Raw genomic sequence first — 21,105 nt, 5'->3', positions numbered from 1 at the left:
GCATGGTCGTTCTCGTGCCCCAGGTGCGGGAGTTGCCGCCACGGGCAGGACGGCCGCTGTGCAACAGGCTGGCTGTCGGTGCTGTGGGCCGCACTGGCCCAGGACGCACCTGAGTCGGTCGAGGCGACCCTGCGCCAGGTCGGCGGGGGAATCCAGCAGCAGGGATTCTTCGACGGCTGGTACTGGTCGTTCGGTGCGGCCCTGCTCGACACGGTGCGCCAGATACACAAGAGCGAGTGGGGCTCCCGGCTCAGTTCCGACTGGATAGCGTTCTACACATGGCTCAGCGGGAACCTCCGGCTGGGCGCGGATGCCGCCCCGCCGAGAACGGATCGCGCCCAGCCGCGGCCGGATCCCGGTCAGTGGCAGCCGCGTCGCGGTACACCGCGGGACGACGGCTCCACTCCGGCCCACGTCGGCCCCGCGAACGACCGGCCGCGGGAGCAGACACTCAATGGGATCCTCGCCGTGCTGCGCTCCCGCCACTTCCCCAACGACGACCGCGGTCTCGCGGCGATCTGCACCCGAGTCGCCCTGCGCACCGGCGTCGACCTGCGCTCTCCCCGCCCGGACCAGCAGACCGACGCGGCGGTGGTCTCCAGAGTCCTGAGCGTCCTGCCGGTGCTGGGCTTCTCGTTGTCGCCCTCGCCGCATGACCTGCTCTTCCACCCCCCGGACCGGAAGGACAGCGGCTCGTGGCAGGCCGGCGGCGAGCCCGTCGCCACGGGGCGGGCCTTCGGCATCGCTTTCGGCGACTTCTGGACAAGGCAGACAGATGACGTTCTTCCCTCCCCTCGTACCCGGCGCGGGCGTCGTACGCGCCCACGTCGCCGGACCGGCTCCGCAGGCGGTCGACCGGCTGCTGGCACAGCTTGACCGTGATCTGACGGGACGCCGGGCGGTGGCGGTGATGTACTTCGCCTCCAGTGTGTACGACCCGCCGATGTCGCACCCGTCATCAGCTCGCACTTTCCCGAGGCGGTGGTCATCGGCTGTTCCACCGCCGGGGAGTTCACCGACCTGCACAATGGGACCGGCGGCATCTCGGCCGTGGTGCTTCTGGACGGTCTGATCACCCAAGCGGTGGCGGTACTCGGCGAGTTGGACGGCGACACGGGCGACGGCACCGTGGCCGCCGTCCGGTCGCTCGAGGAAGCCCTCCAGATTCAGCTCCGCCACCTCGACCCGGCTCACCACGTGGGTGTCGTGCTGATCGACGGCCTGCACGGATCCGAGGAGCAGGTCAACGAGATGCTGGGGAACGCGGCACCACTGCTGGACTTCGTCGGCGGTTCCGCCGGAGACGACTTCGCCTTCCAGGGCACCTGGACCGCCGTGGGCCACGAGGTGAGCTACCACGGGGCGGCGCTCATGGTGTGCCGGACCGGCGTCCCGTTCCGGGTGGTCACGTCATGCTCCTTCACCCCGACCGGCAGGTTCCTGCGGAACACCCGTGCGGACGCTGCCTCCCGGACCGTCCTCGAGATCGACGGGCGGCCGGCCGCGGAAGCGTACGCGGATGCCCTGGGAGTGAGCGTCGACGCGCTCGACGCCGCCTGGACGGAGTACCCGGTGGGCCTGATGATCGACGGCCAGCCGTGGGTCCGCAGCCCTCAGGCGATTACGCCGGACGGTGGCCTCCGGTTCTACGCCGAGATCATGCCGGGGATGGAGGTCGAGGTCATGCAGGCGGGTGACCTCATCACGGAGACCACTGCCGCCTGCGCCGAACCCGTGCCGAACTCGGAGGGCCCGGCCGGCGGCGCGGTTCTCTTCAACTGCTGTCGGCACGCCGGTGCGCGCTCACCGAGTCCTGTATCCGGCTGCGCGGGCGCCGCTACGACGATGCGTGCCTGGACGAACACCGCGGCCGCGGGGACCGGTTCGAGGTCCACCACCACCCATGAACCGCGGCAGGTCTTCGTCCGGCTGCCCGACGGCCAGCTCCACACGGTGCCGTGGGTGCAGGGTGGGCATGGCTTGCGGCCTTTCGACGAGCTGCTGCGGCGCCGCACCGGTGACGTCCTCGTACACCGCGGCGCCGGTGCACAGCCGGGCAGCGACAGGACCGCCCCCGGCCCCGGGGCGGTGCAGACCCAGGAGGCGGCAGTGACAGACGGGACCGACAACGGCACGGTGCCCGGCACCGCCGGCGCCCGTGACATAGCTCCCGGACCCGGCAGGTTCGGGGTGTACGACGCCGAGGCGGAGGCCGGGCAGTGGTGAGCACACCCAGCTTCACCTGCCTGCCGCCCCGCAGCCGCTGCGAGCGGCAGGCAGGTGAAGCTGGGTGCGTCTCAACGCGTGCACGGCTCCTGCCTGCGGTTTCCCGGCGATGTGCAGGTAGTCGGCAGACCTCTGGGTGCTGGCCCTGCGGGTGCGGAGGTTCGCCTGCATGACTACAGAGTGTCCGCGGCGGACGTTCGTGGAATAGCTCGCGGGCTGACGCGTCGGCACGGCCGCTGGAGCGAACGGCTGCGCTCGCTTCACAGTTTACTGGCTGGCCCTCGTGGGGGGAGCGGGTGGGCGGCTGGCGGAGCTGCTCGGGATCCGGGTCAGCCACAGCACCTTGCTGCGGCACGCTCGCAAAGCGGGGAGGGCAGGGCCACGCTATCCCGGCACCTTGTACAACTGAGTGGCGCGAGCACGCCGCTCACGTCGGGTACGCCGACCACTTCGTCCAACCGGTGGCTGCGCCCCGCGAGCACGCGGATGCACCGCCCCTTCTCGCTGTAGATACCCAGACGTTCACTGGCATCACCGAACTCCACGCCGGGCCGGGTCCCCGACGCCGGGCACTGGAAGAACCGCGAGGCACCGCCCTTGGCTGCCAGCGGCAGTGGTCCCACGGAAAACGCCTCCAAGAACCGGATCGGAGAATGTGCGCCCTCTCCTGTCCGCTCCCCGACGAGCCGGCGTTCTTCTCCGTGTACCGGTCCCGGCTCGGTCACGCCGACAACCTCGAAACTCAAGCTGGCGATCCAGCCACACGCCTCGATCAGGTGCAGGTGGCTGACCGCCGACATCTGAAGGCGCACCGTCTGACAGCATGCTGGGGAGAGAAAGGGCTGAACGTGAGCAGTTGGTACTCAATCCACCTCACCGGAGTACTTCTAGCCTGGAGCCATGAAAACAAAGGTTCTGATCGTCGCCGCCGCGGTTACGGGCGGATTGGCGTTCGTTTCCCTGGGCGCAACTGGCAGTCAGGCTGCGGCAGGGACGGTAACCACACCGATAATCGTGGACAGTTCGACCGTTCTCCATTCCGGTGAGGTCTCCGCCACTGCGAACTGTCCTACGGGGCGCCGCGTCACAGGCGGGGGTTTCAGGGTCCTCTCACTCAACGAGGCCGACGACACCTGGTTCAACGATTCGGCCACCCACGTGCACTACTCCGCACCCACGTCCACAGGAAGTGGATGGACTGTCAAGGTCGACAATGGGGCGGCGAACCAGCAGTGGAAGCTCCGCGTCCTGGCCATCTGCGAGAGCTGAGGGCGAGTACTGCAGGTCGTCACCCGATAGGACGCAAAGGACACCCATGTGACGACTGTTGGGGACCCTCAGGTATGCGAGGGCAGCCCCGAGCGGCGAATCGAGTGTGACCTGCCCGCTTAATTGGAGGTAGGTCGGCCTGCGGCGGAGACGTTCGCCCAGCGGTTGGACCGACGTCGTGAGCACGGTCGTGGCGGTTCGTCGATCAACTGGCTATAGGCCCGGAACGAGTACCCGGAATTTACAGCACCGGTTGCGGCCGGGCTGCAACCATCAGTCCTTTTAGTGTCACAGACGTCGAAATGGAGTCTTCATGAAACGTCGAAAAAAAGTCGTCTCGTCGCTGATCGCGGGAGCCGGCCTGGCAGTGCTCACCATGACGTCGGCGGCGCCGGCTCAAGCGGCAGAAAGTACCTACACCTGCTCGGCATGGAAGCAGATGCGGTCGAGCGGCGGGTTGTGGGCATACACTTGCCTGGAACGCAATGGTTCGTGGGTTCGCAGCCAGAGCGTGTTGCTCAACAACACCATCGGGCCGATGAAGGTGGGAGACTTCGCCTCCGACACTTCACTAGGTGGTCGGCACACCTGCGTATCGTTCCCGACAGCGGTCGACATCGCTGCGGGTGCTCGGCTGTCTTGCGTGAGCACATGGGTCTTCGACGCTGAGCCTTCCCTTCCGGACGCGGCTCAAGGTTCTGCCACGTACTGGGGCGGCGGTAGTTGGGTAGCCGATCTGGTCACCTCTCCAGCTGGGTGATAAACAGCAACCGAAAGGCCCCGACGAAGTGACGGGGTGTTCGGCCTCGAATCGTGACGACCGGGTTGGATAGCCTCTCACTGAGTGATTTCCAGGCTGGCGATTCTGACCGCGAGTTGGACAGTCCTGCGCAACGGCGAAGCTCCTGGTAGACGGGTTCTCGACCAAGATCACCCGTGTCCGCCAGGAGCTTCGCGTGCTTGTCTACCCGTCCTCGATCGATCTTTCCACCTGCACCCTGCGGTTCCTGACCAGACAACTCACTGCCAGACGACAGGAGATCGGAACCCGGTGGCGGCGCCTTTCCGCCGCACGACAGGCTCTCCTCGCCCTGGCCCACCTGCGGTGCGGTGACACCTACGCCCAGCTGGCAGCCGGGTTCGGCATCGGGATCGCGACCGTCTTCCGCTATATACGCGAGGTCGTCGACGTCCTGGCCGCCCTCGCACCGTCTCTGGCCGAAGCGATGAAGACGATCCAGGAGAAGGCATTCGTCATCCTCGACGGCACCCTGCTACCCATCGACCGCATCGCCGCCGACACCCCGTACTACTCAGGGAAACATAAACGCCACGGCATGAACGTCCAGGTCCTCACCGACCCGTTCGGACGGCTGCTCTGGGCCTCGCCCGCGCTGCCCGGCTCGACCCACGACCTGACCGCCGCACGACACCACGGCATCATTGAAGCCCTCGCCGACGCGAACCTCAAATGCTGGGCGGACAAGGCATACCAAGGCGCCGGCGGACCCGTTCGGGTTCCGTTCCGGGGCCGCCGCCTCAAGAGATCGAAGCGCCGCCACAACACCACCCACGCCAAGATCCGCTGCCTCGGCAAGCAGGCCATGGCCACCCTCAAGGGCTGGCGCCTCCTACGAAAGCTCCGCTGCAGCACCAACCGCATCACCGACATCGTGAAGGCAGTCCTCGTCCTTCACCACGCACCAGCATGAGGTTGGAAAGGGCTCACTGGCTACTCATGTAGACACGTGAGCAGCCGTCCTAACTTGACGGCGGGTTTGCGTGACACCGGTCTCCCAGGTCTTCGCCGGACCCGGGTTCTGACCCGGGTTCTGCGAACCTGGCGGCGCATCAGTGACATTCCGGGAGATGGCGCAGCGCGAGGGAGACCGCGACGCGCATGGCCCAGCTCGTGATGTAGCCGCACCAACGCCACAGCCGCAGCGCGCGCTGGGGCTACCCGTCATTGCCCGCCCAGGAAAGAAGCACTCTTGCTTCCACACGCCCGGGAGTCACCTGTTTTGTCCGTCGAGAATCTGCAATCCGTGTCCATCTCCGTTGCTCTCGTCGGCGCGGGTCCGCGGGGCACGAGCGTCCTGGAACGCCTCTGTGCCTCCGCTCCGGAACTCCTCCCGCGCGAAACTCGGTTGACCGTGCATGTCGTCGATCCGGCACCGCCGGGTCCGGGCCAGGTCTGGCGCACCACCCAGTCCCCGGAGCTCCTGATGAATACGGTGGCCTCTCAGGTAACGCTGTTCACCGACGAGAGCGTGGAGTGCGCCGGGCCGCTCCGGCCGGGGCCGAGTTTGTACGAGTGGGTTCTTGGCAGCAGCTCGGGCGGATATGGGGAGTCGGGGCCGCAAGGTGGTAAACAGGGACGGGGCGCGGTGGGCCCCGACGACTATCCCACCCGTGCCCAGTACGGGCGTTACCTGGAATGGGTGTTCGCGCAGGTGGTCAGCTGTGCCCCGGAGGCTGTACATGTCGAGGTGCACACCGCCCGCGCGATGCGCCTGGAGGATGCCCCGGACGGTCGTCAGACGCTCACCCTCTCCACCGGCCGCACCCTGACCGGACTGTCTGCGGTGCTCCTCGCCCAGGGCCACCTCCCCTCGGTCGCGGACCCGGCACAGCAGGAGCTCGCGGCGCACGCCGCCCGCCACGGTCTGCGCCACATCCCGCCCGCCAACCCCGCGGACGTCGACCTCTGCCTGCTCGCGCCGGGCGAGCCGGTCCTGCTGCGCGGCCTGGGTCTCAACTTCTTTGACCATATGGCCTTGCTGACGACCGGCCGTGGCGGCCGCTTCGTCCGCACCGCCGGTGGGGGACTTCACTACCGGCCCTCGGGCCGCGAACCCCGCCTGTACGCGGGCTCGCGTCGTGGCGTCCCCTACCAGGCGCGCGGCGACAACGCGAAGGGTCCCTACGGCCGCCATACGCCGCTGCTGCTGACGGACGAGGTGATAGCCCGCTTCCGCAAGCGCGCAGACTCCGGCGAGGCCCCGGACTTCCTGGCCGAGGTATGGCCGTTGGTGGCGAAGGAGGTCGAGACGGTCTACTACGAAGCACTGCTGGCCGCCCGGAAGGCGACGGACCGGCGTGAGTTCCGGGACCGTTTCCTCGCCATCGCCCACCATAGGCTTGACGAGAGCACACTCCTTGAGGAGTTCGGCATATCTCCTGCCGACCGCTGGTGCTGGGACCGCATCTCCCGCCCGCACAGCGGGATCACCTTCAGCTCGCCTGCAGATTGGCGTAGCTGGCTTCTCGAGCACCTTCGGGAAGACGCCGCCCAGGCCGCGCTCGGCAATGTCGAGGGCCCCCTCAAAGCCGCCCTGGACGTGCTGCGTGACCTGCGCAACGAACTGCGGCTGATCGTCGACCACGGCGGCCTGTCCGGCGTCTCTCGCCAGGGCCACTTGGACCGCTGGTATACCCCGCTGAACGCCTTCTTGTCCATCGGTCCGCCCAGGCGGCGCATCGAGGAGATGAACGCGCTGATCGAGGCGGGCGTCCTGGACGTGCTGGGCCCCCGGCTGGAGGTGCGGGCCGAGGCGCGGGGCTGGATCGCGCACTCCCCCGACGTGCCGGGCTCCACCGTATGCGTGCGCACACTCGTCGAGGCGCGGCTGCCGGACCCGGATCTGAGGCGCACCGCCGACGAACTCCTCGCCGGCCTGTTCCAGGCAGGCGCATGCCGCCCGCACGTCGTGGACGGTTACGAAACCGGTGGCTTGGACGTAACGCCGCGCCCATACCGCCTGATTAACCGTCAGAATAGCGCGCACCCGCGACGGTTCGCATTTGGGGTGCCCACAGAGGGTGTGCACTGGGTGACCGCCGCTGGCGCCCGGCCCGGCGTGGATTCGGTCACGCTTTCGGACGCCGATGCGGTGGCCAGAGCCACCCTGTGTGCGGCAGCAGCCGACACCCGGCTCCGGCACCCGGCAGGCGCTGTCCGCGGCGGCGGATAAGCCGGCCTGCGCGCTGTCCTGGCTGCTGTCGATGATCACAAACTCCACATAACGCCATACCTGTCCTGTCACGCAGGCCAACCGGTCGGTAACCTCAACTGCAGTGCCCGACAACCCCGTTGGGTCGCGCGCCGAGGGTCAGGATGCCCCCGGGGCGTGCCAGCGTCAGTGCGAACCCCTGCACTTTCTGGATGCCGGGGCGCCTGCTTTCGGCATGCTCTTCGGACGCAGAGTCGGCCCGCGATGCCAGGGCCGTTGGCTCGGCAGCCATCGGCGTCACTCTTCGCTACGGCCTGCGGCGAGTATCTGCGACAGTTCCCCGGCGGGCAGGCGGGACCACTGGGCCACCTCCTCAAGCGCCAGCCCAGCCGCGGCGGCGGTATGCAGCACGGCCCGGTCGATCAGCTCGGCACTCTGGCTGAGGTGCTCCAGCAGCGTGCGGGCCACCTCGGCGGTGGTACCGCTCTGCACGCCGCGCAGCTGCGCCGGCTCCTCGCGGGCCTCCTCGAGCAACTGCGTTATGTGGAAGCGGTGTTCGGCAGAAACGGTGGCACGCCACCGGGTACCCGAACCGCCCGCCGCGGGGGTGGGGCGGCCGCATGGGGCAAGTGGGATGCGCCTGGTGGCACGTACTGGGCGGCCGAAGGCCGGGTTGATCTGTCGGATGCGGAACGGGCTGCGCTGGAGGGATGGGCCCCGCACAGCGTTGCGGCGCGCGGAGACACTTGAGCGCTCCCCAGTCGGGCCGGTTGCGACCAGTGTCCTTGGCACCACTGACAACAGGACCCCCGTCAGCGGCGGCGGATCAGGGAGCTTCACACGCTTCATCTCTCGTCTTGCCCAGAAGACAGACGACCGCGTTGGAGGATCTCGTCCGCGGTCCGACCACGCCCCGGACCTGACCGTGGCCACCTCAAGGCCCTCACCGCCGGGCGGTGCGAGCCATGACCCTGCCCGCCGCCCCGTTCGCGGAGGAGCGGCCTTGGCCGTCGTACCTGCCGACGGCCGACTGGGCGGGTGCTGTGGTGGGCGCAGGTGCCACCCCGTGTGCCGTCGGCCAGGGTGAGCGCGGCGGCGAGCTGGTGGCCGACCGTCGTCATCGCCCACCTGGACGGCCCCCACCCCGACTTCTCCCCAGCCTCCGCCCCAGCAGCACCCGGTCCAGGTCGAACAGTGCCGCCACCTGCGTGCAGTGTCCTGCAGCCGTTTGTTCTTGCCGCGACGATGGAGGCCGCCGCACGCGGCGCCGCACCCCACCGGATGCCGGTCACCGCGATCACGCTGGCCGTGTACTGCTGGCCCCTGGCCAGGCGCTTGCGGAGCATTGCGTGCAGCACCATCGCCTGGACCAGCAGCTGGCCGCAGTCCGCCGACGCCTGTGCGGACCGGGCGAGTTCCTGCGCCGTGCGCTGCTGGGTGTCGGCGTCGCCGGTGTCGTCGGCGCCGGGGCCCTGCCACAGCAGGCGGGGGCCGATCCTGCGGCGCAGCGCCCCCACGGCGTTGGTCGGGCACAGGTACAGATCCAGTTGCAGCAGGTGGCCGTCGTGCGGCAGCAGGTAGACGAACCCGGCGCCGCCCAGATTGCCGACGATGGTGTCCCGCCAGCCAGGCAACAAGGTGCCGAAGGTGGTGGACATCAGCGCGTCGAGGCTGTCCATCAGGGCGGCCAGCGTCTCGTCGCGGACGGCGACGACCAGGTCAACGTCGGATAACCGGTCCCCGGTGCCGGTGGCGAGCGAGCCGCGCACCAGCAGGTGCGTCACGGCCGTGGTGGCCGACAGGGCCTGGACCAGGTCGCCCAGGACGGCGAGCTGCGCAGGCCGGTGAGCGTGGGCCAGCTCCTCCAGCGGTGTCAGCCCGTTGGGCGGAAGAACGGCGGTGGGCATGCGGAGTCCTCTCGGGTGAAGGGATCGGGGCCGGGGTCAGGGGCGAGCGAGCAGGTGCGCTTTCGCCGCCCGCCACCGGCTCACGTCGGCGTCCGCGCGGCGGCCCACGTGGAGTTCGGCGATCAGGTCGTACGCGCCGCCCTCCGGCAGGGCGTAGGTGTAGAAGGCGCGCAGCAGCGTCTGTTCCGCCGCGCCGGTGAAGCCGAGCTCCGCGAGCTGTTCGGCCTTCTCCAGCAGCCCGGCCCGCTTCGCCGCCGTCATCTCCGGTAGGTCCGTCGCGTCCCCGTCGCGCAGGTGCGGGCGGGCCGCGAGCGCCTCATAGGCGTCGTCCGCGTAGACGTCGGCGATCAGGTGGAGCCGGTCCGGGCCGGTGGTGTTGCACACCCTGTGGGCCTGCGAGGGCGTCAGCCGCCACAGCGCCCCGGCCGCCATGTGCACCCGGGCCCCCGCGGTGACCAGGACGGCCGAGGCGGGTCACCGGAGTGGTTCAGCAGCGACGTGGTCCACCAGCCGCCGGACTGGTACTCGCCGTACGCGGCGACGCCGCGCGTCGGCGCCCCCATCTGCTCGACCGTGGAGTCCTCCAGGTCGGCCAGCCGGGCGACCTGGCTGAGCAGCTCCGCCGGCCTGGGGCCGGTCCGTGCCGCTGTGACGGTTGCGGGGAGCGTGGTTGCCATCGGGTCCTCCTGACACGTCGTCGAACGCGGCCCTTGCCGGGCAGCCGTGCCAGGACACCGCAGACGCGAACTGCCTCACAGAGCAGTGGCGTTGCCGCCCGTTGCGGGTCGTTGCCGCCCGTTGCCGTTCACCCCAGGCGGCCTTCCCCCGCCCGCTGGTAGCCGGGAGACGGTAGCGCCCGCGCCCGCGAAAGGGATGGGTCCGTGACCACTGACACTGCCGGACGCCACCCGCTGGCCTACCTCCTGGCCTTGCGCGGCCAGAACGCGGAGGCGTACCTGCTCCGTGTTGCCGAGCAGCACCAGCGCATGGGGTACGGGCAGATGGCGTACCACAAGGAGAAGGCGTCGCGGTGGATCGCGGGCGTCTACGCGCCCAGCTACCACCCTCAGCTCGCCATGGCCGCCCTCGAAGGCATCCCGCCCGAGGCGATCCACGCCCACGGCTGGCCGGGCTGGCTGCTGTTAGCCCTGCTGGATCACACCCTCTTCACCCTTCCGTGGACGACCACGGGGGCGGTGCAGGCACTGGAGATCACAGGAGGTCTGGTGGGACCGCAGGAAGTTTCTGATCACCACATCCGTCACCCTGGGCGCCACCGTGGCGCAATGGTCCGCTGCTGCTCCAGCGGGAGCCGGCCCCACTGCGGGCAGCCGGATCGGCGCCGACGTCCCCGACCACCGTCAGCGGCGTGATCACTCCCGTCGACCCGGCCCTGGTCAGCCGCTCGCACTCGGGCGGCTGTCCCGCCCGGGCTCATCCGGTAGGGGCTGTTCTGCCCAGATCGTCTTTCCGACGGAGGTCTGACGACTGCCCCAGCGCTCGGCGACCTGGGCCACGAGCAGCAGTCCCCGTCCACCCTCGTCGAAGACGCGGGCCCGCCGCAGGTGCGGGGCGGTGCTGCTGCCGTCGGAGACTTCGCAGACAAGAGCGTCGGCACGGATGAGTCGCAGCTCGACGGGACCGTTGCCGTACCGGATGGCGTTGGTGACCAACTCGCTGACGATCAACTCGGTGGCGAACTCGAGCTCGGCCAGCCCCCAGGTGTCCAGTTGCTCGGCCGCCACTTTGCGGGCCCCGGCGACGGCCGCGGGATCCATGGGCAGCTGCCAGGTGCGGACCTGGTCGGCGCCGAGCGTGGAGGCGCGGGCCAGGAGCAGGACGATGTCGTCGGCAGGGGGGTCGGGCAGTAGCTTGCGCAGCACTTCGTCGCAGGTGTCCTCCAGATCGGCGGCCGGGCGGCGGAGCGCTCGACTCAGCATTTCCAGTCCGACGTCGATATCGCGGCCGCGGGCCTCGATCAGGCCGTCGGTGTAGAGGGCAAGCAGGCCGCCCTCGCCCACGTCGATCCGGGCGGTCTCGAAGGGTAGTCCACCCAGACCGAGCGGTGGCCCGGCGGGTAGGTCCAGCACGCGGACGGCACCGTCGGAAGCCACCAGGACGGGCGGCGGGTGCCCCGCCCGTGCCAGGTCGCAGCGACCGGTGACAGGATCGTAGACGGCGTAGAGGCAGGTGGCCCCGACCTCTCCCGAGGCCTCCTCCGCCTGCCCTCGCGTTTCCGGGCCTTCCTCCCGGTCGAGGCGGATGACCAGGTCGTCCAAGCGGGTGAGTAGCTCGTCGGGGGCGAATTCGGCGTCGGCGAGGGTGCGTACCGCGGTGCGCAGGCGGCCCATGGCGGCCGAGGCGTGCACGCCGTGGCCCACCACGTCGCCAACCACCAGCGCGACCCGTCCGCCCGACAGGGCGATCACGTCGAACCAGTCTCCACCGATCTCGTCGCCCGAACCGGCGGGGAGGTACCGGTAGGCGAGGTCCACTGCCTCCGTTCCCGGCAGCCGCTCGGGCAGGAGGCTGCGCTGGAGCGTGAGCGCGGTGCGGTGCTCGCGGGTGTAGCGACGGGCGTTATCGATGCTCAGGGCCGCCCTGGCGGCGATCTCCTCGGCAAGCGTCAGATCGTCCTGGACGAAGGGATCCGCAGTGCGGTGCCTCAGAAGCTGCATCACGCCGAGGGTGACTCCGCGCGCGCTCAGTGGCACCATCATCACCGAGTGGATCTTGAATCGCCTCATGCTCTCTGCACGGGCTGGGGAAGCCGTCGTCCATGCGCGCAGCAGCGGATCCCCCACGCTGTAGTGGCTGCCCCTACCGGTGATCAAGGCCTGCGCTGGTGGAGAGCCGGAGGGGTAGACGTCGGTGTCACCTGTCGGGACGACGGATTCCGGACATCCTTGGAGCACCGACCGTTTCGCGGTACGGCGGCAGACGACGGGCGTTCCGTGAGGTACCGGTTGCGGCTCGTGTCCTTGGACGACCGACTCCAGCAGGTCGACGGAGGCGAAGTCGGCGAACCCGGTCACCGCCACCTCGGCCAGTTCCTCGGCGGTCCGGGTCACATCGAGCGTGCTGCCGATGCGCAGGCTGGCGTCGTTCAGCACGGCGAGGCGGCGCCGGGCCCAGTACTGCTCGGTGATGTCGATCACCAGTGCCGACATCCCCACCACCGTGCCCGCCCTGTCCTTGAGCGGGGAGAGGAAGAGGGACCAGGCGTGATCGCGCACCTCGCCCGAGGCCCGGAACGGCTGATTCTCGCGGAAGATCATCTCACCGGTGCGCACGACGTGGTGCTGAAGGCGATCGATCTCGTCCATAGGCGGGGTGGGATAGATCTCCCACAACGTCAGGCCCCTCATCTCCTCCGGCGTCAGTCCCATGGCCTGGGTCATCACCTGGTTGCATGTGACGAACCGTGCCTCACTGTCATAGACGGCCACCGGCAACGGGAGCTGCGCGAGTGTCAGGTCCCACAGCTCCGCCGTCTCCGCATCGGGCAGTGCGGAGGCGTACGTCGCCGCAGCCCGGGTGACGATCCAGTGGGGGTTTCCGTACGCGTCCACCAGCGGCGTGCCCCAGAGCTGCACGGTGACACGGTCCCCGTGCCGGTCCCGCAGCACCACATCGCTCGTCCACGGTTCCCAAGTGGCCAGGTGGCGCCGCATTGAGACGGACAGCCTCGCAGCGAGCAGGCTGGCGGCCCGCCGACCCACCACTTCCTCGCGCTCGTAGCCGAGCAGTCGCCTGGCTCCGGCGCTCCACATCACGACGGTTCCGCGGGCGTCCGTGACGACCGCGAAATCTTCGGGTGCGGCTACTCCCCTTGCTCCTATGGTCGTGTCGGGCTCTTCGTCCATGGGATATCCCGACCTCGTTCCTGCCGCGCCCCGGCACGGCGCCGCGTCACCCGTCACGGGCGCTGCCTCCAGCATCCCGCCGTGGGACACCGCCATCAACCGGCCACAGCAGGCCGCGACGGCAGGCGAGCCCCGGGCAGAGCCGGGCCGACGGGGCTCCATCGACGACGGCGCGAAGGGCGCACCGTGTCCAGACGCGATCAGCGCCGGGCCGAGAGCCAGGATCCTCTCCATGTCCGCCCGGAGCTCATCGTGGTCAGGCGGGCCGTCGAAGGCGAGGCCGAGCGCGGCGGGTGATCGCCGCCGCCGGTCGGCAACATCCCGAAAGCAGTCGGCTGCGACGGGCGGGACTCATGGCCGGGTCTCACCGGCGCGCTGTTGTGCTGGGCTGGCACCGCCTGGTCCTCTTGCAGCGGCAGGTCGCGCCTCCAGTCCTCGTGCGTGAGCAGTTGCTCGGACACCCACGCCATCAGGTCGGTCGCGGTGTGGGTCTGCAGGCCGCAGGTGACGTTCAGGCTGCGGACGCCCTGGTCGGCGGAGACCGCGTGCCACACGCCGCGCGGCACAAAGAGCACGTCCCCGGGGCGCAGGACCAGATCAGCGATCGGTTCGGGGGGCTCGCCCGGGTCCTCGATGTCGCGGTACAGCGGGAACGGACGGGTGGTGCCGTAGATCCGCCACCGCTTCGCGTCGTCCAGCTGGACCACAATCGTGTCGTGGTCGTCCCAGTGGACCCCGAAGCCCTCGGTGCTGGTCCACGAGGCGTAGAGGTTCGCCTGCACACGGGTGCGCAGGTCACGCTCGATCGCTTCGGCGAGCCGGGCGATCGGCGGGTGGAGTTCGTCGACGCTGTCCAGGGGGAGCAAGGCGCCCTCCTGGAGGCGGGCGTGCAGTTCTACCGGGTGGAGCCGGTGCCACGCGGTGGGTCGGCGCGTGGCACCGGGGCGGTGTACCCGCCGACCAGCAGCGTCTCGCCGTCGCGGGCCAGCCGCATACGCGGCGGCTGAAGGTGGTGGCCAGCCAGGATCTGGTTGAGGTCGTCCCAGGTCATCAGTCCGGCGACACTGAGGGCGCCGGGTACGTGGCGGTGTTCGCGGTGCAGTGCCTGGGCGAGGAAGTCCTCGCCCAGGCATGCCGCGATGGACACATCCGTCATCGCGTCAGGGCTCCCGTCCGTCAGGTGACGCTCGACCACCGCTGACCGCCGGTTATCAGCCGGACGAGCGCCACACACCCCGCAAGGCCTCCCGCTTCTTCAGGCTGCGTGTCCTGTCGCTCCGTCGACCTGCTGTATCGCCATGGTTCTCGTCTGCGGCAGGCTGCGCACGCCGCTACCTGGCACCCGTTCCCCCGCACCGGTCATGCATCAGGCGAAGAACACCAGGACCCGCAGAGTTTTTGGGATGGTCCCGCACTTTCAGCATGTGGCCGCGCACCATCGACACTCGAGCGCGGCAAGAGCGCCCGAGCACAGGCCTGTGGCGGGACTGTAAGAAAATCGGTGTAACTCCGATCATGGAAGAGTTCACCTGTGACCAGCGAGAACATAGCCAAGCCGTCTGCGGCATGAGCCGCGTCAGCGTCGGTTGATGACCAGTTCCTGAACGAGCTTGTGGCTCGGGCTCAGGCCGATGGCCTGCAGCTACTGACGTTGTCGCCGTGATGTCGTCAAGGTGAGGCCGGTTTCGGCGAGACATCCGTTGATGAGGTTGCTGCGGTACTGGATCTGGCGGAGACCCTGTCGGAGCGTGCTGATGAGGTGGTCGGGGTCGGTGAAGGCGGTGTTGACCTGGCTGCTGCGCCGCAGCAGGGACCAGATGCCCTCGACGGGGTTGAGGTCCGGTGCGTAGGCCGGCAGGAAGTAGCAGGTGATCCAGTCGTGGGTGTCGATGAACTCCCGCAGTCGGCGGTCCTTGTGGACGTTGAGGTTGTCCCACACGAGCACTATGGGTGCGCCGAGCTGCTGGTGTGCGGCGATGAGCAGGTCGCGGTAGTCGGTCCAGGTGAAACTGCGTCTGCCGCCGCGCTTGTGATCGAGATGCCGCTTGGGCCGGTAGACCAGCCGTGAGCGTTCACCATGCTTGTAGCAGGCCAGAGCGGCGATGGAGAAGCGGCGCTGAGAGCGTCCCCGGACCCGGATGACGGGTGTGCGTCCGCGCGGGGCCCAGGTCCGTGCGGTGGGCGGCGTCATCGAGAAGCCGGCTTCGTCTTCGAAGCACAGCCAGGCGTCGAGCGCCGCCACGGACCTTCCACCTGCGGCCAGGTCTCCTTCACCCAGTCCTCCACGGCCTCCTGGTCACGCTCGACCGCTCGGCGGGCCGGGACCTGGTGGCTGAAGCCGTGCCGGTGCAGCATCCGCGCGATCGCCGACAGCGTCATGCTCTTGTGGAACCGGCGCCCGATCAGCGTCTTGATCCGCGCCAGCGTCCACGTCTGGTCCGGCCAGCCGTGCGCGACCGGCCCCTTGGCGAGCTCCTGCTCGAGCGCCGTGAACAGGGCCTCACTCAGCTTGGGCCGTGAGACGGGCCCGGCAGAGCGCAGGCCCTCGGTGCCGGCGTCGTGCCAGGCCCGGCGCCAGCGCTGCACCGAGCGCACACTCACCCGTAAGTCCTTGGCGACCTCGGCGTTGGAGGCGCCCGCAGCGAATCGCTCCGCGGCCTCCAGCCGGATCCGCTCGCGAAACGCCTGCCGTCCACGCGTCAGCCCACCACCCTGCGGATATCTCACACAACTGGCATACCGCGAGGATCACGCATCGTCAGCCCCCATGACATCACGCCGCAAAGGTCAGTAACCGGTGAGGGCGGTCTGCCTCAGCAGCTGACGAAGCGGCTGCTGGAGTCCGCCCTCGAGGGCGAGATGACGGACCATCTCGGCTATGACCGGCACGATGTGGCCGGGAAGAACGGCGGAAACTCCCGCAACGGCAAACGGTCCAAGACTGTCGTCACAGACGTCGGGCCGGTCGAGATCGAGGTCCCTCTGGACCGGAGGGCGCCTTCGAGCCGCAGATCGTCAAGAAGCGCCAGCGGCGGCTGGCCGGTGTCGACGAGATGGTTCTGTCCCTGTCTTCGCCGCCGGCCCACAGGCCGAGAATGTCGCGGTGGCCTTCGGCGGTGACTGCGAGAGCCATGTAGACCGGCCGGTTGGCGACCTGTCCCTCGCGGATCTTCACGTTGATGCAGTCGATGAAACGACCGGGTAGACGCGGTCGAGAGGACGGGCCTGCCATTGGGCCATGCCTTCCACGACCGAGTCGGTGATCGTCGAGATCGTCTGCTTTGACACGTCGGCGCCATAGACCTCGGCCGGGTGAGAGGAGATCTCCCCATGAGTGAGGCCCTTCGCGGAGAACGCCTGGGCGGAGTTCGTGCCGTTCCTGCAGTTCGACGCGGAGATCCGCCGGATCGTCTGCACTACCAACGCCATCGAGTCGGCGAACGCGCGGATCCGGCGAGCGGTCAAGGCTCGCGGACACTTCCCCTCCGAGAACGCGGTCTTGAAGTGCGTCTACCTGGCGGTGATGTCCCTCGACCCGACCGGTACTGGCAGAAAACGCTGGACCACCCGCTGGAAGCGGGCCTTGCAGGCCTTCGACATCGCCTTCGACGGCCGCCTCACCAACAACCACATCTGACCCAGCAACCAAGCTAAGGGCTTGCAGATCATTAACAGGTCGTCTTGATCATGCTGCTGGAATCGCTGCTCAGGACCGAACCCGAGCCTGGAGGGCTGTGAGGGCGGAGGGCGGAGTGACCGCCGACGGGATGACGATGCTGTGCGCCTTGAGTAGTGTCCTGATCTTCAGCAGGGTGCGGTGCATGGCGGTCCGGCTGCTGTCGAACAGCACGGCGAGGGGTTCCGCGGCCAGGGCGACCCGCAGGTGAAGGACGGCTGCCAGGACCTGGTCGGGGAAGGCGAGCCGGGGCGGGCGACCGCGCTTGACGTCGCCATCAAGGGCCAAAGTGTCGGTGAGATCGCTCAATTGCTGCCGGGACATGCCGGTCAGATCGGGGTCGGACAGGAGAGCGTGGTTCCACTCAGGGGCCGGCTTCTTGGGAGCCCCGGGTGCTGGGATGGCTGAGTAGGGCTGGGGGTGCAGGGCATAGTTCCAGTCGCCGTGGAAGGCGTGTCGGGTCAGTGGCAGGGATGCCATCTCCGCGTCGTCGATCTGGACTCCGGTGAAGTAGATATTGGTGTCGAGCTCGGCCATGACGTGCAGGCCGGTGCGGGTGGTGGTCGCGGACCTGGCTTCGCACTTTCGGATGCGAACGGTCGCCCCGGGGCGGTAGACCCGGCCGGTGCCCTGCCATCCGCGGTGGCCTTGGGCACGTGGCCTCGTATGAGTAGCCAATACTCTCGATCAACTCGCTGACTGGCCGCCAGCATGTCTTCTGGTGTGCGGAAGCGCGGCGAGACCCACGACGGGGCCCGCGCCCCGCATTGCCGGTCCGAGAACGTCGAAGAAGGTGACAGGTGCCTGCCAATCCACCCCCGCGCGAAACCGTCTCCCGGCGGCTCTTCCTGCGGATATCGGGCGCCGCCGGGATCGTCGTCGGCGCCGCCGTCGTCGCCGGGGCGGAGTTCTCCTCCGGCCCAGCCGCCCGAAGCGCGCCCCGTCTCGTTGAGCTGCCGGTGCAGACCGTGTTCCTGCGGCGTCGCGACGACATGCTCAATCTGCGTATCTACACTGTGAACCTGCAAGTCGCCGACCTGGCGCCCCAGCTGACCAAGGTGCTGGCCGACCAACCCGCCTACCTCGTGGTGGATGTGGGCCCGCAGGCCGCCCAGGAGCAGTCCTTCACCGCCCCGGGGCCGCTCGGCCAGGCGCCGGTCTCCCTGGAATGGGGCGGCGCGAGCCGGCTCGCCTTCGACGTCGGCGACCACCTGCCGCTGCCGTACACCACCGAGGCATTGCTGGGCTGGGCCGGGTTCAGCCCCCGGCTGGTGCCCAACGCGCAAGGGCGCGAGGTGCCCGACGACTTCCGCGGCACCCTGCGCGCGCCCACCAGCCAGGAGACCTCGCTGGAGGTGCCGTACGGGGTGATCGTCTCGCCGGATCCCTCCGGCGGGTGGTGCCATGTCGAGGCCGCCGAGGTTCCCGACTCTCCCAGCGGCTGGACGGAATTGTGGCACACCCGGCTGGGCACACGCGTCCACGACAAGGACTCGGGCGACTGGAGGGTACGGGAGGACCACGCCTCGCGGGTGCTGCGCGCCGTGTGGATGACGGACTCCCGCTTCCCCGGCTGGCTCACCTCCCCCGGCTCGGTACCGGACTCCGGCACGTACCAATCGTCGCTGTCCCCGCGCAATCGCTACGACCTGGTTCGGCTGTCGTCCGACTTCGGGCTCGCCGCGCCGGGTTCCTCCCTGCCCGCGCCGATCGAGGTCGACGCACTCTCGCTGTCCGCGCTCGGCGCGACGCTCGACGCCCACGGAGTCTGGGACGCCACGGGGAGCAGCTACAGCACCGGGCTGGCCGAGTGGTCGCACCTGATCACCCAGGGCCGCGATCAGAAGGTGCGCGTCGTCCAGCACGGCTACCTCCTGCCCTTCGGCCACCGCGCCGCCTTCGTGCAGGTGACCGAGCGGGAGATCGAGCGGGACGACGGCGGGGTCGTCGGCGGATATCTGCGCAAGCGCTCCTTCCTGGTGGTGATGCAGGCGGAGCGGGATTTCGCCGCGGACCCGAACACCCCGTCCGGGGGGCGCGCGCTGCCGTTCCGGCGGATCAGGGCGGTCACCCGGACGACCATCGGCCTGGACTCTCCCGAAGGCGACCCGTACATTCCGTCCTCCGCCTCACCGGCGGCGGGCTCCGACACGCAGTTCGCGTTCCTGGCGAAGGCCGGGGGCGCGCCGCTGCCGCTGCACTTCGTCGGGACGGACTGGGAGGGCCGGCGGGTCCCGTTCACCGCGCCGGTGGTCTTCGTCAGCGAGAAGGGCGCCGGGAGTGGCGCCTTCCGCTCCGCGCTCGCCCGTCAGTACAACACCACGACGGCGCCGACGGAGGCCTCCCGGCTCGGCCGGGTCGGCGGCCCCGTGCTCGCCCTGGCCGCCGCCGCGAAGCCGGGCGACACCAGCCTCGCGGTGCGCACGCTGACGTTCGCCGTCTCGACCGCCGACCCGGCTGCCACCGGTGTGCCGGTCTTCCCTTCCGTCGTCCGGATCACCGCCGCGCTGCCGAGCGAGGTCCGTGCCCTGGCCGACGACCCGGCGGAGGCGGTGCTGGCCTACTTCCCCGGCTACATCCGAGCCGGCTTCGACGCGGCGAACACCGCGGGTGTCTACCTGGCCAAGGCCGAGGGCGCCGTCGCCCAGGCCCTGGAGTTCGCCGCCGACAGGAGCGGCGGCATCGTCACCCCTGGGCTGGTCGTCGACGGGCTGTCCCGCGTGTTCGGCCCGGTCGCGGGGGACTTGGCGCAGGCAGCCAGGGAGCGGTTCGACCCGTCGCGGATGCTCGGGGAGCTCGACGCCAGGATCCTCGGCGGCATCCGGCTCCGCGACGTCCTCCAGGAACTGTCCGGGGATGCCGCCAATGCCGAGCAGGCGCTGAAAGTGGTCTCCGAGGAGTTCCACCGCGTCGAGGACGGAGTGCGCCGACTGGAGCGGGTCGAGGCGCGACTGACGTGGCGCCCTGAGCTGAAACCGGGGCCCGGGACGCTCAACATGTTCGTTCCCGGCCCGCAGGGCGCGCTCGACATCGAGGCCGTGTCCACGGCCCGGCTGCTGCCGCCGCTGGACGCCTCGCACTCCGTACGCGGCGAGCTCCGCGATGTGTCGATCAACATCTGGGGGGACTCGGGGGCAGGCCACTTCGTCACCGTCGGCATCAGGTCCCTTCGGTTCACCTCGGCCAAGGGCCAGAAGCCCGACGTGGACTGCGAGTTGGGCGAGGTCTCCTTCCACGGGCCGCTGCGGTACCTGGAGGAGGTCGCCCGGCTGTGTCGGCTGTCGGTGCCGGGCGTGCCCGGCGGCACGCCGTCCTCCACGACCGGCGCGTCCTCCTCGCGCGCGTCGCGGACGGCCGCCCGGACCGTCCTCCCGGACCGCGCCGCGGCGGCAGAGGCTGCTCCGGCGGGCGGCGGGGGCTCGCCGCTGTCGGTGACCGTCGTCGGCCAGCAGATCCAGGCGGAGCTGACCCTCGCCCTGCCCTCGCTGGCCTTCGGGGTGTTCGCCCTCGACTCGATGACGCTGTTCGCGGGCCTGTACCTGCCGTTCGACGGATCCCCGGTACGGCTCCGCTTCGCCCTCAACAGCCGGGAGCGGCCGTTCTCCCTCACCATCGCCTTCCTGGGCGGCGGGGGGTTCTTCGCCCTGGAAGCGGGCGTCGACGGGGTGGAGAGCCTGGAGGCCGCCCTGGAGGCGGGCGCCGGCACCTCCTTCGACGTGGCCGGGGTGGTCTCGGGCCACGTCGAGGCCAAGATCGGCATCTACTTCGGCGTCCGCACCGTCGCCGACGGGGACGACACGGCCCAGGAGGTCGAACTCTCGGCGTACGTCCGGCTGGGCGGCCGGGTCGACGTACTCGGCCTGGTGTCCGCCTCACTCGACTGCTACCTCGCGCTGACCTACTACTCGCATCCCGACCGCCTGGTCGGCGAGGCACGGGTGACCATCTCCATCGACCTGTGCCTTTTCGAGACGTCCGTCACCTTCGGAGTGCGGCGCGAACTCGCAGGCGGCAGCTCCTCCGACGAGCGCGCCTCCCGCTCCGGGGCACGGGCCGCGCGTCCGTCGCTCACCGCCCGGTCGGCGCGCGCCGCCGCGGCTCCGACCGCCACCGCCGCCGCCGCCGGCAGCGTCAAGGGATTCGCCGACGTCTACGACCGCCCGGACTGGACCTCTTACTGCACCGCCTTCGCACCCGTGGGAGCCTGA

17 protein-coding genes and 5 pseudogenes are annotated in these 21,105 nt (G+C 69.5%); 11 read left to right on the top strand and 11 right to left on the bottom strand.

What is annotated here, in order from left to right; translation table 11 throughout:
* Positions 1-78: 78 nt before the first annotated feature.
* From ACZ7DE_RS38885 to ACZ7DE_RS38875, 3 genes and pseudogenes are all read left to right on the top strand, one after another.
* Positions 79-876: a hypothetical protein gene (locus tag ACZ7DE_RS38885; protein ID WP_470769108.1), complete on the top strand. Its 798-nt coding sequence runs from the start codon at positions 79-81 to the stop codon at positions 874-876.
* Between the two features lie 75 nt (positions 877-951).
* Positions 952-1,485: pseudogene (locus ACZ7DE_RS38880) on the top strand (FIST N-terminal domain-containing protein); the annotation flags it as partial.
* On the top strand, positions 1,486-2,226 hold the full coding sequence (locus ACZ7DE_RS38875; protein WP_470769122.1) for an FIST C-terminal domain-containing protein: 741 nt from the start codon (positions 1,486-1,488) through the stop codon (positions 2,224-2,226).
* A gap of 329 nt (positions 2,227-2,555) precedes the next feature.
* Here ACZ7DE_RS38875 and ACZ7DE_RS38870 read toward each other — a convergent pair whose 3' ends face one another.
* Positions 2,556-3,026, bottom strand: a complete 471-nt coding sequence (locus tag ACZ7DE_RS38870; protein WP_470769107.1) for a hypothetical protein — start codon at positions 3,024-3,026, stop codon at positions 2,556-2,558.
* A gap of 100 nt (positions 3,027-3,126) precedes the next feature.
* On the opposite strand from ACZ7DE_RS38870, the gene ACZ7DE_RS38865 reads away from it, so the two are divergent.
* From ACZ7DE_RS38865 to ACZ7DE_RS38850, 4 genes are all read left to right on the top strand, one after another.
* Complete coding sequence (locus ACZ7DE_RS38865; RefSeq protein ID WP_470769106.1) at positions 3,127-3,495, top strand: hypothetical protein; 369 nt, start codon at positions 3,127-3,129, stop codon at positions 3,493-3,495.
* A gap of 313 nt (positions 3,496-3,808) precedes the next feature.
* Complete coding sequence (locus ACZ7DE_RS38860) at positions 3,809-4,255, top strand: hypothetical protein (RefSeq protein WP_470769105.1); 447 nt, start codon at positions 3,809-3,811, stop codon at positions 4,253-4,255.
* Positions 4,256-4,451: 196 nt separating this feature from the next.
* Positions 4,452-5,207 (top strand): transposase family protein, encoded by a 756-nt coding sequence (locus tag ACZ7DE_RS38855; protein ID WP_470769104.1) that lies wholly within the window; start codon positions 4,452-4,454, stop codon positions 5,205-5,207.
* Between the two features lie 333 nt (positions 5,208-5,540).
* Positions 5,541-7,469: an FAD/NAD(P)-binding protein gene (locus tag ACZ7DE_RS38850; RefSeq protein WP_470769103.1), complete on the top strand. Its 1,929-nt coding sequence runs from the start codon at positions 5,541-5,543 to the stop codon at positions 7,467-7,469.
* Positions 7,470-7,745: 276 nt separating this feature from the next.
* Here the strand turns inward: ACZ7DE_RS38850 and ACZ7DE_RS38845 are convergent, their stop codons facing one another.
* From ACZ7DE_RS38845 to ACZ7DE_RS38830, 4 genes are all read right to left on the bottom strand, one after another.
* Positions 7,746-7,982, bottom strand: coding sequence for a hypothetical protein (locus tag ACZ7DE_RS38845; RefSeq protein ID WP_470769102.1), 237 nt, complete (start codon positions 7,980-7,982; stop codon positions 7,746-7,748).
* A 311-nt stretch (positions 7,983-8,293) separates the two neighbouring features.
* Positions 8,294-9,355: a hypothetical protein gene (locus tag ACZ7DE_RS38840; protein WP_470769101.1), complete on the bottom strand. Its 1,062-nt coding sequence runs from the start codon at positions 9,353-9,355 to the stop codon at positions 8,294-8,296.
* A 36-nt stretch (positions 9,356-9,391) separates the two neighbouring features.
* Positions 9,392-9,787: a hypothetical protein gene (locus tag ACZ7DE_RS38835; RefSeq protein ID WP_470769100.1), complete on the bottom strand. Its 396-nt coding sequence runs from the start codon at positions 9,785-9,787 to the stop codon at positions 9,392-9,394.
* On the bottom strand, positions 9,760-10,032 hold the full coding sequence (locus tag ACZ7DE_RS38830; protein ID WP_470769099.1) for a hypothetical protein: 273 nt from the start codon (positions 10,030-10,032) through the stop codon (positions 9,760-9,762). The genes ACZ7DE_RS38835 and ACZ7DE_RS38830 overlap by 28 nt, the downstream gene beginning before the upstream one ends.
* A 204-nt stretch (positions 10,033-10,236) precedes the next feature.
* Here ACZ7DE_RS38830 and ACZ7DE_RS38825 point away from each other — a divergent pair, with 204 nt between their 5' ends.
* Entirely contained in the window at positions 10,237-10,728 is a 492-nt protein-coding gene (locus ACZ7DE_RS38825; RefSeq protein ID WP_470769098.1) for a hypothetical protein, read from the top strand.
* A gap of 24 nt (positions 10,729-10,752) precedes the next feature.
* Here the strand turns inward: ACZ7DE_RS38825 and ACZ7DE_RS38820 are convergent, their stop codons facing one another.
* From ACZ7DE_RS38820 to ACZ7DE_RS38805, 4 genes are all read right to left on the bottom strand, one after another.
* The gene (locus tag ACZ7DE_RS38820; RefSeq protein ID WP_470769097.1) at positions 10,753-13,221 is read right to left on the bottom strand and encodes a SpoIIE family protein phosphatase; all 2,469 of its coding nucleotides are present in this window, start codon (positions 13,219-13,221) and stop codon (positions 10,753-10,755) included.
* A gap of 200 nt (positions 13,222-13,421) precedes the next feature.
* Positions 13,422-14,087: a JmjC domain-containing protein gene (locus ACZ7DE_RS38815; RefSeq protein WP_470769096.1), complete on the bottom strand. Its 666-nt coding sequence runs from the start codon at positions 14,085-14,087 to the stop codon at positions 13,422-13,424.
* 29 nt (positions 14,088-14,116) lie between these two features.
* A complete protein-coding gene (locus ACZ7DE_RS38810; protein ID WP_470769095.1) occupies positions 14,117-14,377 on the bottom strand; it encodes a hypothetical protein in 261 nt (86 codons plus the stop codon).
* Positions 14,378-14,863: 486 nt separating this feature from the next.
* Positions 14,864-15,948, bottom strand: a protein-coding gene (locus ACZ7DE_RS38805) for an IS630 family transposase (RefSeq protein ID WP_470769094.1) whose coding sequence is annotated in 2 segments (ribosomal slippage) — positions 14,864-15,487 and positions 15,490-15,948 — 1,083 coding nt in all. Because the reading frame shifts where the segments join, the coding sequence is not laid out codon by codon here.
* Between the two features lie 60 nt (positions 15,949-16,008).
* Here ACZ7DE_RS38805 and ACZ7DE_RS38800 point away from each other — a divergent pair.
* Positions 16,009-16,289 (top strand): annotated as a pseudogene (locus ACZ7DE_RS38800) (transposase); the annotation flags it as partial.
* Between the two features lie 8 nt (positions 16,290-16,297).
* On the opposite strand, the pseudogene ACZ7DE_RS38795 reads toward ACZ7DE_RS38800, so the two are convergent.
* Positions 16,298-16,572: pseudogene (locus ACZ7DE_RS38795) on the bottom strand (transposase); the annotation flags it as partial.
* Here ACZ7DE_RS38795 and ACZ7DE_RS38790 point away from each other — a divergent pair.
* Positions 16,571-16,858 (top strand): annotated as a pseudogene (locus tag ACZ7DE_RS38790) (transposase); the annotation flags it as partial. The pseudogenes ACZ7DE_RS38795 and ACZ7DE_RS38790 overlap by 2 nt on opposite strands.
* 31 nt (positions 16,859-16,889) lie before the next feature.
* On the opposite strand, the pseudogene ACZ7DE_RS38785 reads toward ACZ7DE_RS38790, so the two are convergent.
* Positions 16,890-17,467 (bottom strand): annotated as a pseudogene (locus ACZ7DE_RS38785) (ISAzo13-like element transposase-related protein); the annotation flags it as partial.
* Between the two features lie 230 nt (positions 17,468-17,697).
* Between ACZ7DE_RS38785 and ACZ7DE_RS38780 the strand changes: the two are divergent.
* Positions 17,698-21,105 carry a hypothetical protein gene (locus ACZ7DE_RS38780; RefSeq protein WP_470769093.1) on the top strand — a complete coding sequence of 1,136 codons (3,408 nt, stop codon included), beginning with the start codon at positions 17,698-17,700 and terminating at the stop codon, positions 21,103-21,105.

This window comes from Streptomyces sp. NPDC037083, from assembly GCF_055606485.1.
This window is presented reverse-complemented; position numbering and strand designations above follow the sequence as displayed.